This window comes from Enterobacter sp. KBR-315C3_2022 (genome assembly GCF_041399425.1).
Classification (GTDB): Bacteria; Pseudomonadota; Gammaproteobacteria; order Enterobacterales; family Enterobacteriaceae; genus Enterobacter.
This window is the reverse complement of the sequence record NZ_JBGKEB010000004.1, coordinates 151,227-164,561: the sequence shown is the minus strand read 5'-3', so window position 1 is coordinate 164,561 and position 13,335 is coordinate 151,227. Positions and strand designations below refer to the sequence as shown.

9 protein-coding genes and 1 other annotated feature are annotated in these 13,335 nt (G+C 57.4%); of the genes, 4 read left to right on the top strand and 5 right to left on the bottom strand.

Going from position 1 to position 13,335, the window contains the following annotated elements:
- Positions 1-52 precede the first annotated feature (52 nt).
- The 3 genes from dnaX to AB8804_RS06675 all read right to left on the bottom strand — a co-directional run bounded on the left by dnaX (position 53) and on the right by AB8804_RS06675 (position 3,150).
- Complete coding sequence (gene dnaX, locus AB8804_RS06685; RefSeq protein ID WP_371184435.1) at positions 53-1,981, bottom strand: DNA polymerase III subunit gamma/tau; 1,929 nt, start codon at positions 1,979-1,981, stop codon at positions 53-55.
- Positions 659-723, bottom strand: a sequence feature (DnaX frameshifting element). Its footprint overlaps the gene before it by 65 nt.
- Positions 1,982-2,069: 88 nt before the next feature.
- A complete protein-coding gene (gene apt, locus AB8804_RS06680) occupies positions 2,070-2,621 on the bottom strand; it encodes an adenine phosphoribosyltransferase (protein WP_000127359.1) in 552 nt (183 codons plus the stop codon).
- Between the two features lie 160 nt (positions 2,622-2,781).
- Positions 2,782-3,150 (bottom strand): DUF454 family protein, encoded by a 369-nt coding sequence (locus tag AB8804_RS06675; RefSeq protein ID WP_371184429.1) that lies wholly within the window; start codon positions 3,148-3,150, stop codon positions 2,782-2,784.
- Positions 3,151-3,200: 50 nt separating this feature from the next.
- Between AB8804_RS06675 and priC the strand changes: the two genes are divergently transcribed.
- Both priC and rsmS read left to right on the top strand, forming a co-directional pair.
- A complete protein-coding gene (gene priC, locus AB8804_RS06670; protein WP_371184427.1) occupies positions 3,201-3,728 on the top strand; it encodes a primosomal replication protein N'' in 528 nt (175 codons plus the stop codon).
- Between the two features lie 12 nt (positions 3,729-3,740).
- Positions 3,741-3,938 (top strand): pleiotropic regulatory protein RsmS, encoded by a 198-nt coding sequence (gene rsmS / locus AB8804_RS06665; protein ID WP_371184424.1) that lies wholly within the window; start codon positions 3,741-3,743, stop codon positions 3,936-3,938.
- 309 nt (positions 3,939-4,247) lie between these two features.
- Here rsmS and mscK read toward each other — a convergent pair whose 3' ends face one another.
- Both mscK and acrR read right to left on the bottom strand, forming a co-directional pair.
- A complete protein-coding gene (gene mscK, locus AB8804_RS06660) occupies positions 4,248-7,613 on the bottom strand; it encodes a mechanosensitive channel MscK (RefSeq protein WP_371184422.1) in 3,366 nt (1,121 codons plus the stop codon).
- A gap of 113 nt (positions 7,614-7,726) precedes the next feature.
- Positions 7,727-8,380, bottom strand: a complete 654-nt coding sequence (acrR, locus tag AB8804_RS06655; RefSeq protein ID WP_371184420.1) for a multidrug efflux transporter transcriptional repressor AcrR — start codon at positions 8,378-8,380, stop codon at positions 7,727-7,729.
- Positions 8,381-8,521: 141 nt separating this feature from the next.
- Between acrR and acrA the strand changes: the two genes are divergently transcribed.
- Together acrA and acrB are read left to right on the top strand one after the other, a co-directional pair.
- Positions 8,522-9,715 carry a multidrug efflux RND transporter periplasmic adaptor subunit AcrA gene (gene acrA, locus AB8804_RS06650; RefSeq protein ID WP_371184417.1) on the top strand — a complete coding sequence of 398 codons (1,194 nt, stop codon included), beginning with the start codon at positions 8,522-8,524 and terminating at the stop codon, positions 9,713-9,715.
- Positions 9,716-9,737: 22 nt separating this feature from the next.
- Positions 9,738-12,884 (top strand): multidrug efflux RND transporter permease subunit AcrB, encoded by a 3,147-nt coding sequence (gene acrB / locus AB8804_RS06645; RefSeq protein WP_371184415.1) that lies wholly within the window; start codon positions 9,738-9,740, stop codon positions 12,882-12,884.
- Positions 12,885-13,335: the final 451 nt, after the last annotated feature.

Sequence of the window (13,335 nt, the reverse complement as noted above, 5' to 3'; positions counted from 1 at the left end):
GGCTTCTCTCTCTTTCACGTTTAAGGATTACAACCGTAAGCCAGGCTCACGATCAAATGGGGCGAATACTTTCTTCATCCAGATCGGCGTCGAAGAACCGGCGCAGGGTCTGAATGTTGTTATCCGCAATAATCGACTCGCGCGCCTGCGCGAGCTTCTCTTCATAAATTGCCTGTCGCCACTCCAGCGGCGTTTTCACGGCCGGATTATCATCTTCAATGATAGTCAATTCAACCGGCGCACCGTGCAATGCAGAGAGCGCCTCCGCCAGCGCTTTTTGCGCGCCAGGGGAATTAAGATGCCGCTGGCCCGGACGCAGATGCAGGCGGATGGTATTCCCCTCCTGCTCTTTCCAGGCGTTCAGCGCGACCTGTTCTACCAGCTTCGGTAAATGCAATTTGCTGACCTCGGCGGCCCAGGCGTCGCGCTCGATCGATTCCTCGGCGAGCTTCGCGGAAAGCTCCGGCGTTTTTTCATGCTCCAGCGCTTTTTTCAGCGCCTTTGGCGTGGCGACCTCTTCCTTCACCGTTTCGATGATGGTGGTCGCCTTCCAGCGGTAAGCCTCTTCCTTCACCGGGGCTTTTTGTTCGAGCGCGGACGGCGCAGGGCGCGACTGTACGCGCTCCGTTACCGAGGCCAGACGTTCAAGCGCGGCGTTGTTCACCGGCCGCGCTCTTGCAGGCGCTGCCGGTTCACTCTTTTTTGGTTTGGTTACTCCCTGCGCGCGCTGCAGCTGGCTGCGTGCGGCAAGCACCGAACTGGTGGCATCCGACAGCGGTACGTTTTGCTGCGGTGGCGGCGTCGGCTGCGGGGGCACCTGCTGCGGCGACATCACCGCCGTGGGCGCAACCAGCGCAAAGGACTGTCGTGGTACTTCCGGCTCCGGCAGCGGCATGCGCGGGTGGAACGCCAGCGCGCGCAGCAGCGTCATTTCAACGCCCATGCGGCGATCCGGCGCGAAAGGCAGCTCCTTGCGGCCAATCAGCAGGGTCTGGTAGTACAGCTGAACGTCGGCAGGCGGCACGGTGCGGGCCAGCTCGCGCATCCGCTGCTCGATGGACGCCATATCCGCGCCGATGGCCGACGGGGAAAGCTGCAGCATCGCCACGCGGTGCAGCAGGCCGAGCATCTCCACCAGCAGTGATTCCCACTCGACGCCGCGGGCGGCGGCATCGTTCACCAGCGACATCACGCGCTCGCCGTTGGCGGCAATCATCGCCTCAATGAGCGAGAGCGCCTGATCGTCGTCCAGCGTGCCGAGCATGGTGCTGACCGCCTCGGTTGAAAGCTTGCCGTCACCGCTGGCAATGGCCTGATCGGTGAGGCTGAGCGCATCGCGCAGGCTGCCGTCCGCCGCGCGCGCCAGCAGCTGCAGGGCGCGAGGCTCGTGGACAATCTTCTCTTCGTCGAGAATATGCTCAAGCTGGGCGCGGATCTGCTCGACGTCCAGCGCCTTCAGGTGGAACTGAAGGCAGCGCGACAGGATCGTGACCGGCAGCTTTTGCGGATCGGTGGTCGCCAGCAGGAACTTAACGTGCGACGGCGGCTCTTCCAGCGTTTTCAGCAGGGCGTTGAAGCTGTGGCGCGACAGCATGTGCACTTCATCGATCAGGTAGACCTTGAAGCGGCCGCGCGCCGGCGCGTACTGCACGTTGTCGAGCAGGTCGCGGGTGTCTTCTACCTTGGTGCGCGAGGCGGCGTCGATTTCGATCAGATCGACAAAGCGCCCCTGCTCGATCTCACGGCAGTTGTCGCACACGCCGCACGGCGTGGCGGTGATCCCGGTTTCACAGTTCAGTCCCTTTGCCAGCAGGCGGGCAATAGAGGTCTTACCGACGCCGCGGGTGCCGGAAAAAAGATAGGCGTGATGTATGCGACCTAGCGACAAGCCGTTCGCCAGGGCCGTCAGCACATGCTCCTGACCGACAACGTCAGCAAAGGTTTGTGGTCGCCACTTACGGGCTAACACCTGATAACTCATGGGCAGGCTCTGCAACGCTGGAAGGTGAATTTATGGAGGGGAATGCTATCACAACCTCACCCGTTGAGCGAGGTTGTGAAAACCGGGATTAATGACCCGGGAATGGCACCAGGCTGTAGCTGGTAATACCCTGTTTTTCGAGGCGCTGTTCGCCGCCCAGATCGAACAGGTTGATGATGAAGGCCGCGTCGGTCACTTCACCACCCAGACGACGGATCAGCTTCACGGTCGCTTCGATGGTGCCGCCGGTCGCCAGCAGATCGTCCACCACCAGCACTTTGTCGCCAGGCTTAATGGCATCCACGTGGATTTCCAGCTGATCGGTGCCGTATTCCAGCTCGTAGCTTTCCGCGATGGTTTCGCGCGGCAGCTTGCGCGGCTTGCGTACCGGTACAAAACCGACGCCCATCGCCAGCGCAACCGGTGCGCCAAACAGGAAGCCGCGGGCTTCGGTCCCTACGACTTTGGTGATCCCGGCGTTTTTATAACGCTCGACCAGCAGTTCAATGCTGAGCGCGTACGCTTTCGGGTCTTCCAGCAAGCTGGTGACATCACGGAAAAGAATGCCAGGCTTTGGATAATCCTGGATGCTTTTGATGCTGTTTTTAAGATATTCAAGCTGCTGTGCAGTTGCGGTCATCGGTTTGTGCCTAAATGAAACAGTGTGACTCACGGCGCGCGACGAGTCGGTCAAGGTAACAATTGTTTAACCTTTAACCAGGCGCACCTGTGCTCGAAAACGGTCGAATTTACTGGCTGCGCGCGATAATTGCAACAGCCATGATAAGGCTTCCGTGCTTTTATTGCTTTTCGTCCACCACGGGGATTCGCCACATGAAGAAAAGCAGGCAGCTGAGGATAATAAGCAGCAGAATACGCACCCACAGCATGTTCACCATCCACAGTGAAACGGCGAAGGTCACCAGGATCACCGCAACTGCGCGCGGCTTCGCGCCCGGCGGCATCGCGCGGTGCTTTTGCCAGTGGCGCAGATAGCCGCCAAACCACGAGCGATAGAGCAGCCAGTGGTGAAAGCGCGGCGACGAGCGGGCGAAGCACCAGGCCGCCAGCAGGATAAACGGCGTGGTGGGCAGCAGGGGCAAAACGACGCCCAGCGTGCCAAGCACTACCGCGAGCCAGCCAATGATGATTAAAATAGTACGCTGCATAATGCGAATCGTTATCAAACTGAACGGCTACTTTACCACTGGAGAGCGTTTTGAAAACAGCCCTGCTTCTGGAAACGCTGCAAAATCAGCTGACCGCGCTGCGCGCGCAGGCCGCGCCGCTGATGGGGCACGCCACGCTGAAGCCGCGCTTCGACCGACAGCTTTTTCGCACCCGCAGCACGCGCATTCAGGACTATCTTACCGAAGCGCAAACCCAGCTCGACGCGCTGCGCCATGCGGTAGAGAGCGGACAGAAAAACCAGGTTGCCTGGCTTGCCGAACATCTCGCCGAGCAGCTCACCGCCCTGCACCGCGAAATCATCGCCTGGCCGCTGCGCGCCTGGGACAGCGCCTCGCCGGGGCTAGGCAAGTGGCAGCGCAAGCGTCTGGAAAACCAGGAGTTTGAGCGCCGCCTGTTTGAGATGAAGCACGAGCGGGAAACGCGGCTACGCGCCGCCGAAACGCTGGAAGAACAGCAGCGACTGATGCGAGAAATTACCGCCCTGGAAGGACGCCTCGTTCGCTGCCGCCAGGCGCTGGATGAGATTGAACGCGTAATTGAACGCCTGACCCGATAACTGGAGCCCTGCATGTCACTTGAAAACGCCCCCGACGAGGTCAAACTGGCCGTCGATTTAATTATGCTGCTGGAGGATCACGCTATTCCGGCGGAAACGGTGCTGAAGGCGCTGGAGATTGTTAGAAAGGATTTTGAGGGTAAGGTTTCACGCTCGCCCCTCACCCCGGCCCTCTCCCCTGAGGGGAGAGGGGGAAAAACGGACTCGTGACTATCATTCAGCCCGCACCAGACTGTTCCCTCTCCCTTCAAGGGAGAGGGGGAAAAGCGGACTCGTGGCAATCATTCAGCCCGCGCCAGACTGTTCCCTCTCCCTTCAAGGGATAGGGGGAAAAGCGGACTCGTGGCAATCATTCAGCCCGCACCAGACTGTTCCCTCTCCCTTCAAGGGAGAGGGGGAAAAGCGGACTCGTGGCAATCATTCAGCCCGCACCAGACTGTTCCCTCCCCCTACAAGGGAGAGGGGGAAAAGCGGGCTCGTGGCAATCATTCAGCCCGCACCAGACTGTTTCCTCTCCCTTCAAGGGAGAGGGTTAGGGTGAGGGTCAGAGTTTTCATCACCCCTAATCTCGCGCTTCACTTCCGTGTGCTCGTCACCCTTCTCATTGTGCAGGTGAACTTCAAGCTGGTTGAAGGCGATATTAATGTCGTTTTCGCGGCACAGGCGATCGATAGCGCGGTTCAGCTCATCAACGGTGTAGCTGCGATCGCGGAGCTCGCGAACGTATAAGCGCAGCTCGTGATCCAGCGTGCTCGCGCCAAAGGTGGTGAAGAACACCGACGGCGCCGGATCGTGCATCACCTTCGGATGGTCGTTCGCCGCTTTCAGCAGAACCTCTTTCACCTTGTCCAGATCGGAACCGTAGGCCACGCCGAGGCGGATCACCACGCGGGTGGTGGTATCCGAAAGCGACCAGTTGATCAGGCGCTCGGTCACGAACGCCTTGTTCGGAATGATCACCTCTTTGCGATCGAAGTCGGTAATGGTGGTCGCGCGGATGCGGATCTTACTGACGGTCCCGGAGAACGTGCCGATCGTCACCGTATCGCCGATGCGCACCGGGCGTTCAAACAGGATGATCAGGCCGGAAACGAAGTTACCGAAGATCTCCTGCAGGCCAAAGCCCAGGCCGACCGACAGCGCGGCGGCCAGCCACTGCAGTTTATCCCACGACACGCCCAGCGAGCCGAAGACCGTCATTGCGCCGACGATAATGATTACGTAGTTGAGGATGGTGGTGATCGCATACGATGCCCCCTGCCGCAGGTTCAGGCGGGATAGCACCAGCACTTCCAGCAGGCCCGGAAGGTTGCGGATCAGCGCCCAGGCGACGACCAGCGAGACCAGCGCAAAGAGCAGGCTGCCCATGGTGACGCTTTTCATCACCGCCGCGCCCGCTTCGGTGCCGCTGTACTGCCAGAGCGTGATGCTGTCGAGATAGGCAAACACGGTGATGAGATCGGACCAAATGGCCCAGAACATCACCGCGAACAGCGCCACCATCACCAGCATGGTGATGCGCATCGTCTGCTGGTTGACCTGCTCGAGAGCGATGGTCGGCTCTTCCTGCGGCTCGGCCCCTTCGGCGCCCTCTTTCACCTGATGCTGGCGACGCGCGATGGCGCGACGGTAGGCAATGCGGCGCGCCGCGACGCTCAGGCCGCGCAGTACGGTCTGGAACAGCAGGTTCCAGATAATTACCAGATAAACGGTTTCAATCCATCGCCCGGCAAGGCGCAGCGTGGTGTAGAAGTAGCCGGTGGCCGTCAGCACCATCAGCGCCAGGGGTATGATCGCCAGCACCGTCACAGTGACCAGGCGAAGATTGTGGGACTCCTTGTCGCGCCAGCTGTCGCGGCACATGGGCCACATCAGCACGGCAATCAGCAGCAGGTTGAGGAAGATAACCAGCTGGCCCAGCACGTCATCCATCAGGTGCAGCGGGGAAAGCTCGGACACCACCGACCAGAAGTGCAGCGGCAGCAGCGCGAGGCTGATGCGCACAATCTGGCGGCGCCAGTGGCTGGTGAGCTGCTCCGGCATGTTGAAATGACGCACCGCCACGCCGTCTTTTTCCAGCACCTTCCAGCACAGGCCAAACACCAGCCAGAACAGCGCCAGCTTTTTGCTGAAGGCCCACAGCAGATCGCTGACGTTGAGCTGCATCGTCAGCAGGATCAGGCCCGCGGCGAGGATCAGCAGACAGACCGGCAGAGCGCGGATCAGATCGATCAGGATCGCCTTCGGCGTATGCAGCTGGCTGTCATTGCGCAGCTGCCCCACTTCGCCCGCCAGCTTCGCCTGGTAGTTTTTCAGCCAGCGCAAGCGCCAGCGGATCAGGCCCGCAATGAGCAGCAGCGGCAATCCGGCGAGGAACGCAATCATCACCGCAGGCCAGGCTTTCTCCCAGTTCACGGTGATTTTCATGCTCTTGATCTGGGATTTCAGCGTCTCGGGGAAGGACTTGATCCAGTCCCAGTCCATCGGCTTGTTACTGTTTACCCAAAAAATCTGCTGGGTCAAAATCTCCTGCAGGTTTTTGGACACGCTCACCAGCTGCTGCTGGTTAATCTGCAGGTTGATGGCCATCATCAGCTGGTTGCCAAGCTGCTTGTTAAGCTGATCGAGCAGCTCGCGGCGCATGTCCACCACCTGCAGCAGCGCATCGTGAACTTCCGGATTTACCTCTTCGGAGTGGCCCTCTTCAATTTTGGCGACAAAGGCATCGCTCTGGAAAAGGGTGTCGCGCTGCTGGTTCACGTCAAACTGCTCGAGGCGTAAATCGGCGATGCGGTTGGTCATGTCCTCCAGCTCGTCCGCCGACGGCAGCGTCTGCTGCTGCTGGTAGAGGATGCGCGACAGCAGAAGGCTGCCCTTCAGCACCGCAATCTGCTCCTTGATGTTGCGCTCGGCCTGCAGCGCGCGATCGAGCCAGTTTTTGACCTTGATGTTTTGCTGAACCAGCGAGTTACCGCTTTCGGTGGCCGTAATCAGCCGCTGGCTGAGCTGGTGGTTAAGCTCCAGCTCCTGCCTGACGAGCGGGTTAGCCTGAATGCGCGCCGTTTCATCCGGCGATACCGCCTCCTGCGCCGTTTTTTCGGTAAGCGTCAGGCGCTTGCTGTTCACCGCTTCCTGCAAAAGCTGCAGCTGGTGTTCCAGGCGGTTGATGTTGGCCGTGACGTAATCGCGCTGCTTTTGCAGCGTATCCTGCAGCACCGTGTTGCCTTCCAGGCTCTTACGCTGCTGCTCAATTTCGGCATTGAGTAAAATCTGCTGCACTAAAAGCAGCGTTTGCTGGGTCGGACGCAATGCCCCTTCGCCCACCTCGGTGCCGTTCAGGCGGTTGCGTATTTGCTGCAGCTGCTGCGAGGCGGCGTACATTGCGTTTTGCACGCGCTCGGGCTGCGTTTGCAGCGAGACAAGCTGGCTATTGTAGGTCGCGAGATCGGATTGCGCGGTTTGCAGATCGTCGAGCAGCTGCGCTACCCGCGATTCCAGCTGGCGCAGCGAAAGAGACGCGAGGGTTTTGCGCGTTTCGTCATCGTTATCAACGTCGCTCAGGGCCGCCAGCGCATCCATCGCCTTGCGCATGTTGTCGGGCGCCTGCGCGACCTTCTGGCGCAGCTGCGTCGTTTCGGTTTTGACGCGATCGATTTTATCAAGCGTTTCGAGCGTTTCCGTCAGATCCTGCTGGACAAGCTTCTCCTGCGGGGAAAGTTCTTTCTGCTTGTTAAGAGTGTCCAGCTGCGACTGAACGTCAGCACGCGTTGGGATGTCGCTGGTGTTGTCCGCGCGGGCGTGCGCAGCGGGCACCGCGACGAAAAGAAACAGCATTGCAAAAATAAATGCAAAAACAGAAGCTTGCGAGCGATTGGAGTGCAGCATAGTCGTGAGTTTGATCTGAGCAGATGACCGAAAATAGTCCGGCGTGCAGAATATCACGCCCGCAGGGAGCAGAATAGCGGGAACGTGGTCCTCTAAGATAATTCCAGGGGATTTCAGACGACAGATGAGGAAGCCGCGTCGCGCAGCGTCGGGCAGAACTGGCACATTTCCAGCAGGATCGCGACGTAGCTGCGCGCTTCGGCTTTCAGATCAAAGGACTGCGGGGCAAACAGCCAGTTTTCCATCAGGCCGGAAATGTAGCTGCGCATCAGGATCGCCGCCCGGCGCGTGAGCAGATTGGCAGGAAGTAATTTCGCCTGGATACATTGATTTAGCGTAAACTCTATGCGGTCATAGCTCTCCAGGCACAGGCTACGCTGCGCCTGCTGAACCACCGCCATTTCGCCAACGAACTCGCATTTATGAAAAATAATCTCCATCATCAGGCGTCGGCGTTCTTCAACTACCGTTGCTTCAAGGATATATACTAAAATTTCTCTTAATACTGAGAGTGGATCGTCGGGGAATTTTGCCCGATACTCAGTCTCAAGATCGCTAATGCTGGATTCTGAAAGCTCCCAGATTTCGCTGAACAGATCTGACTTGTCTTTAAAATGCCAGTAAATCGCTCCCCGCGTGACGCCCGCGGCCTGAGCAATCTGCGCCAGCGAGGTTGACGAAACACCTTGCTGTGAGAACAGACGCATTGCCACATCGAGGATGTGTTGCCGGGTTTCCAATGCTTGTTGTTTGGTTTTTCGTGCCATACGTCTGTGAATTTACAGGAGTCAGATTTACATACATTTATGAATGTATGTACCATAGCATGACGATAATATAAACGCAGCAATGGGTTTTTAGACTCAGGACCATTGATCAATTTGAAATCGGACACTCGAGGTTTACATATGAACAAAAACAGAGGGTTAACGCCTCTGGCGGTCGTTCTGATGCTCTCAGGCAGCTTAGCGCTTACAGGATGTGACGACAAACAGGCTCAACAGGGAGCGCAGCAGATGCCGGAAGTTGGCGTTGTGACGCTCAAATCCGAACCTCTCCAGATGACTACCGAATTACCGGGCCGTACCAGCGCTTACCGCATTGCGGAAGTTCGTCCTCAGGTAAGCGGCATTATCCTCAAACGTAACTTCACCGAAGGCGGTGACGTTAAGGCCGGTGAGTCTCTGTATCAGATTGATCCAGCAACCTATCAGGCGTCTTACGAGAGCGCGAAAGGCGATCTGGCAAAGGCGGAAGCCGCAGCCAAAATCTCCCAGGTGACGCTGAACCGTTATAAAAAGCTGCTCGGCACCCAGTACATCAGCCAACAGGATTACGATACTGCACTGGCGGATGCACAGCAGACCAGCGCAGCCGTTGTCGCAGCAAAAGCGGCGGTAGAGACGGCGCGTATCAACCTGGCCTACACCAAGGTGACCTCCCCTATCAGCGGTCGCATTGGTAAATCTTCCGTTACGGAAGGTGCGCTGGTGCAGAACGGTCAAACTAACGCGCTAGCAACCGTGCAGCAGCTTGATCCGATCTACGTTGACGTCACCCAGTCCAGCAACGATTTCCTGCGCCTCAAGCAGGAGCTGGCCAACGGCACGCTGAAGCAGGAAAACGGCAAGGCCAAAGTCGAGCTTGTTACCAATGACGGTATCAAGTTCCCGCAGACGGGCACACTGGAATTTTCTGATGTGACGGTCGATCAGACCACCGGGTCTATCACCCTGCGCGCCATCTTCCCGAACCCAGACAAAAATCTGCTGCCGGGCATGTTCGTTCGCGCGCGTCTGGAAGAAGGGACAAACCCAACGGCGCTTCTCGTTCCTCAGCAGGGCGTGACCCGTACGCCGCGCGGCGATGCGAGCGCGCTGGTTGTGGGTGCCGATGACAAAGTTGAAACGCGCAATATCACCGCAACGCAGGCGATTGGCGATAAGTGGCTGGTCACGGATGGTCTGAAAGATGGCGATCGCGTCATCGTTGAGGGCCTGCAGAAAGTGCGTCCCGGTGCGCAGGTAAAAGTACAGGAAGTGAAGTCTGACGATAAACAACAAGCCGCAGCCGGTGGTCAGTCAGAACAACCTAAGTCTTAACTTAAACAGGAGCCGTTAAGACATGCCTAATTTCTTTATCGATCGCCCCATATTTGCGTGGGTGATCGCCATTATCATCATGCTAGCCGGGGGACTTGCGATCCTGAAGCTGCCTGTCGCGCAATATCCAACGATTGCGCCACCGGCGGTGACGATCTCCGCAACCTACCCTGGGGCTGATGCCAAAACGGTGCAGGACACCGTTACGCAGGTTATCGAACAGAACATGAACGGTATCGATAACCTGATGTACATGTCCTCCAACAGTGACTCTACCGGTACGGTGCAGATTACGCTGACCTTTGAATCCGGTACTGATGCGGATATCGCCCAGGTTCAGGTGCAGAACAAACTGCAGCTGGCGATGCCGCTTCTGCCGCAGGAAGTCCAGCAGCAGGGTGTGAGCGTCGAGAAATCGTCCAGCAGCTTCCTGATGGTTGTCGGCGTTATCAACACCAACGGCACCATGACGCAGGAGGATATTTCCGACTACGTGGGCGCCAACATGAAGGACGCCATCAGCCGTACGTCAGGCGTGGGTGACGTTCAGCTGTTCGGTTCCCAGTACGCGATGCGTATCTGGATGGATCCGAACAAGCTCAACAACTTCCAGCTGACGCCAGTTGACGTGATCAGCGCTATTAAAGCGCAGAACGCCCAGGTGGCCGCGGGCCAGCTCGGCGGTACGCCGCCGGTGAAAGGCCAGCAGCTTAACGCCTCGATCATCGCACAAACGCGTCTGACCTCCGCCGATGAGTTCAGCAAAATTCTGCTGAAAGTGAATCAGGACGGTTCTCAGGTTCGCCTGCGCGATGTGGCGAAGGTGGAGCTGGGCGGTGAAAACTACGACGTGATTGCGAAGTTCAACGGCAAGCCGGCTTCCGGCCTGGGTATCAAGCTGGCGACGGGTGCCAACGCGCTGGACACCGCCAACGCGATCCGCGAAGAACTGAAGAAGATGGAACCGTTCTTCCCGTCAGGTCTGAAAATTGTTTACCCGTATGACACCACCCCGTTCGTGAAAATCTCCATTCACGAAGTGGTGAAAACGCTGGTTGAAGCGATCATCCTGGTATTCCTGGTGATGTATCTGTTCCTGCAAAACTTCCGCGCGACGTTGATTCCCACCATCGCCGTACCGGTCGTATTGCTCGGGACGTTTGCGATACTGGCGATATTTGGCTATTCGATAAACACCCTAACGATGTTCGGGATGGTGCTCGCCATCGGCCTGCTGGTGGATGACGCCATCGTCGTGGTTGAGAACGTCGAGCGCGTTATGGCCGAAGAGGGCCTGCCGCCGAAGGAAGCGACGCGTAAATCTATGGGCCAGATCCAGGGCGCGCTGGTCGGTATCGCGATGGTGCTGTCCGCGGTATTTATCCCGATGGCCTTCTTTGGTGGGTCCACCGGTGCGATTTACCGTCAGTTCTCCATCACCATCGTTTCGGCGATGGCGCTCTCTGTACTGGTTGCGCTGATCCTGACGCCAGCCCTGTGTGCCACCATGCTGAAGCCTATTCAGAAAGGCGGTCACGGCGAGCATAAAGGCTTCTTCGGCTGGTTTAACCGCATGTTTGATAAGAGCACGCACCACTACACCGACAGCGTGGGCAACATCCTGCGCAGCACCGGTCGTTATCTGCTGCTGTATATCATCATCGTGGCGGGCATGGCCTTCCTGTTCGTTCGTCTGCCAAGCTCGTTCCTGCCGGATGAAGACCAGGGCGTGTTCCTGAGCATGGCTCAGCTTCCGGCGGGTGCCTCGCAGGAGCGTACCCAGAAAGTGCTGGATGAGATGACCGACTACTACCTCACCAAAGAGAAAGACAACGTTGAATCCGTGTTTGCGGTTAACGGCTTTGGCTTTGCGGGTCGCGGTCAGAACACCGGTATCGCCTTCGTCTCTCTGAAAGACTGGTCTGAACGTCCGGGCAAAGAGAACAAGGTTGAGGCGATTACCGCGCGCGCAATGGGTACCTTCTCGCAGATTAAAGATGCGATGGTCTTCGCCTTTAACCTGCCGGCGATTGTTGAACTGGGTACCGCAACGGGCTTCGACTTCCAGCTGATCGACCAGGGCGGTCTGGGTCATGAAAAACTGACGCAGGCGCGTAACCAGCTGTTTGGGGAAGTTGCCAAACACCCCGATCTGCTGACCGGCGTGCGTCCTAACGGCCTGGAAGATACGCCGCAGTACAAAATCGACGTCGATCAGGAAAAAGCGCAGGCGCTGGGCGTGTCCATTAGCGACATCAACACCACGCTGGGTGCCGCCTGGGGCGGTAGCTACGTCAATGACTTCATCGACCGCGGACGCGTGAAGAAAGTGTACGTCATGTCGGAAGCGAAATACCGTATGCTGCCGAACGATATCAACAACTGGTACGTTCGCGGGAGCGATGGTCAGATGGTGCCGTTCTCCGCCTTCTCGACTTCGCACTGGGAATACGGTTCACCGCGTCTGGAACGCTATAACGGCCTGCCATCGATGGAAATCCTCGGTCAGGCTGCAGAAGGTAAGAGTACCGGTGAAGCGATGGCGATGATGGAGCAGTTGGCCAGCAAGCTGCCAGCGGGTATCGGCTACGACTGGACGGGGATGTCCTATCAGGAACGTCTGTCCGGTAACCAGGCCCCTGCCCTGTACGCCATTTCACTGATCGTGGTGTTCCTGTGTCTGGCAGCGCTGTACGAGAGCTGGTCGATTCCGTTCTCCGTTATGCTGGTTGTCCCGCTGGGCGTTATCGGCGCGCTGCTGGCCGCAACCTTCCGCGGCCTGACCAACGACGTATACTTCCAGGTGGGCCTGCTAACAACCATTGGCCTGTCGGCGAAGAACGCGATACTTATCGTTGAATTCGCCAAGGATCTGATGGAGAAAGAGGGCAAAGGGCTGATTGAAGCGACGCTTGAAGCGGTCCGTATGCGTCTGCGTCCAATCCTGATGACCTCTCTGGCGTTTATCCTCGGGGTTATGCCGCTGGTTATCAGCTCCGGCGCGGGCTCCGGCGCGCAGAACGCCGTAGGTACGGGCGTAATGGGCGGCATGGTGACCGCGACCGTTCTCGCGATCTTCTTCGTACCGGTGTTCTTCGTGGTGGTACGCCGCCGCTTCAGCCGTAAGAATGAAGACGTTGAGCACAGCCATTCGGTAGAACATCACTGATACCGGTTTCACATCCTAAAAAGGCCGCAATAGCGGCCTTTTTTACGTCGATAAAAATCATCAAATACGCTTATTGCGCCTTTATTTATTTTTTGCCTCGCGATTAGGCACATCATAATTAATGGATAATGTTTTGAACTTTTTTTAATTCTCTAATTTTAAAGGCTCTCTTAAGACATTAGGAATATTCCTGGTGGCTTAGGCGACTCTGGCGAAAGCTTCATCTGAAAGAACGTGCTAACGTAATGAAACTTAAGGATGCCTTAATGGCGCTCGTTTAAAATAGAACGATAGACTCTCCGTATGTGAACATTTGCGTAGAGGCTCGCAGCACCGCGTTTTAATTGTAATTTTTCGTAATAGCGCGATGAAATCTTGATCAGAGTGACATATAGTTAGAGGTATCAGGAACACAGCACCCATGATGTTAAGTATGTGGTATCCATCCCGA

Coding starts and splice junctions, on each gene's coding strand:
- acrR (WP_371184420.1), bottom strand. CDS start 8,380: ATGGCACGAAAAACCAAACAACAAGCATTGGAAACCCGGCAACACATC.
- rsmS (WP_371184424.1), top strand. CDS start 3,741: ATGTCACTTGAAAACGCCCCCGACGAGGTCAAACTGGCCGTCGATTTA.
- mscK (WP_371184422.1), bottom strand. CDS start 7,613: ATGCTGCACTCCAATCGCTCGCAAGCTTCTGTTTTTGCATTTATTTTT.
- dnaX (WP_371184435.1), bottom strand. CDS start 1,981: ATGAGTTATCAGGTGTTAGCCCGTAAGTGGCGACCACAAACCTTTGCT.
- acrB (WP_371184415.1), top strand. CDS start 9,738: ATGCCTAATTTCTTTATCGATCGCCCCATATTTGCGTGGGTGATCGCC.
- acrA (WP_371184417.1), top strand. CDS start 8,522: ATGAACAAAAACAGAGGGTTAACGCCTCTGGCGGTCGTTCTGATGCTC.
- AB8804_RS06675 (WP_371184429.1), bottom strand. CDS start 3,150: ATGCAGCGTACTATTTTAATCATCATTGGCTGGCTCGCGGTAGTGCTT.
- apt (WP_000127359.1), bottom strand. CDS start 2,621: ATGACCGCAACTGCACAGCAGCTTGAATATCTTAAAAACAGCATCAAA.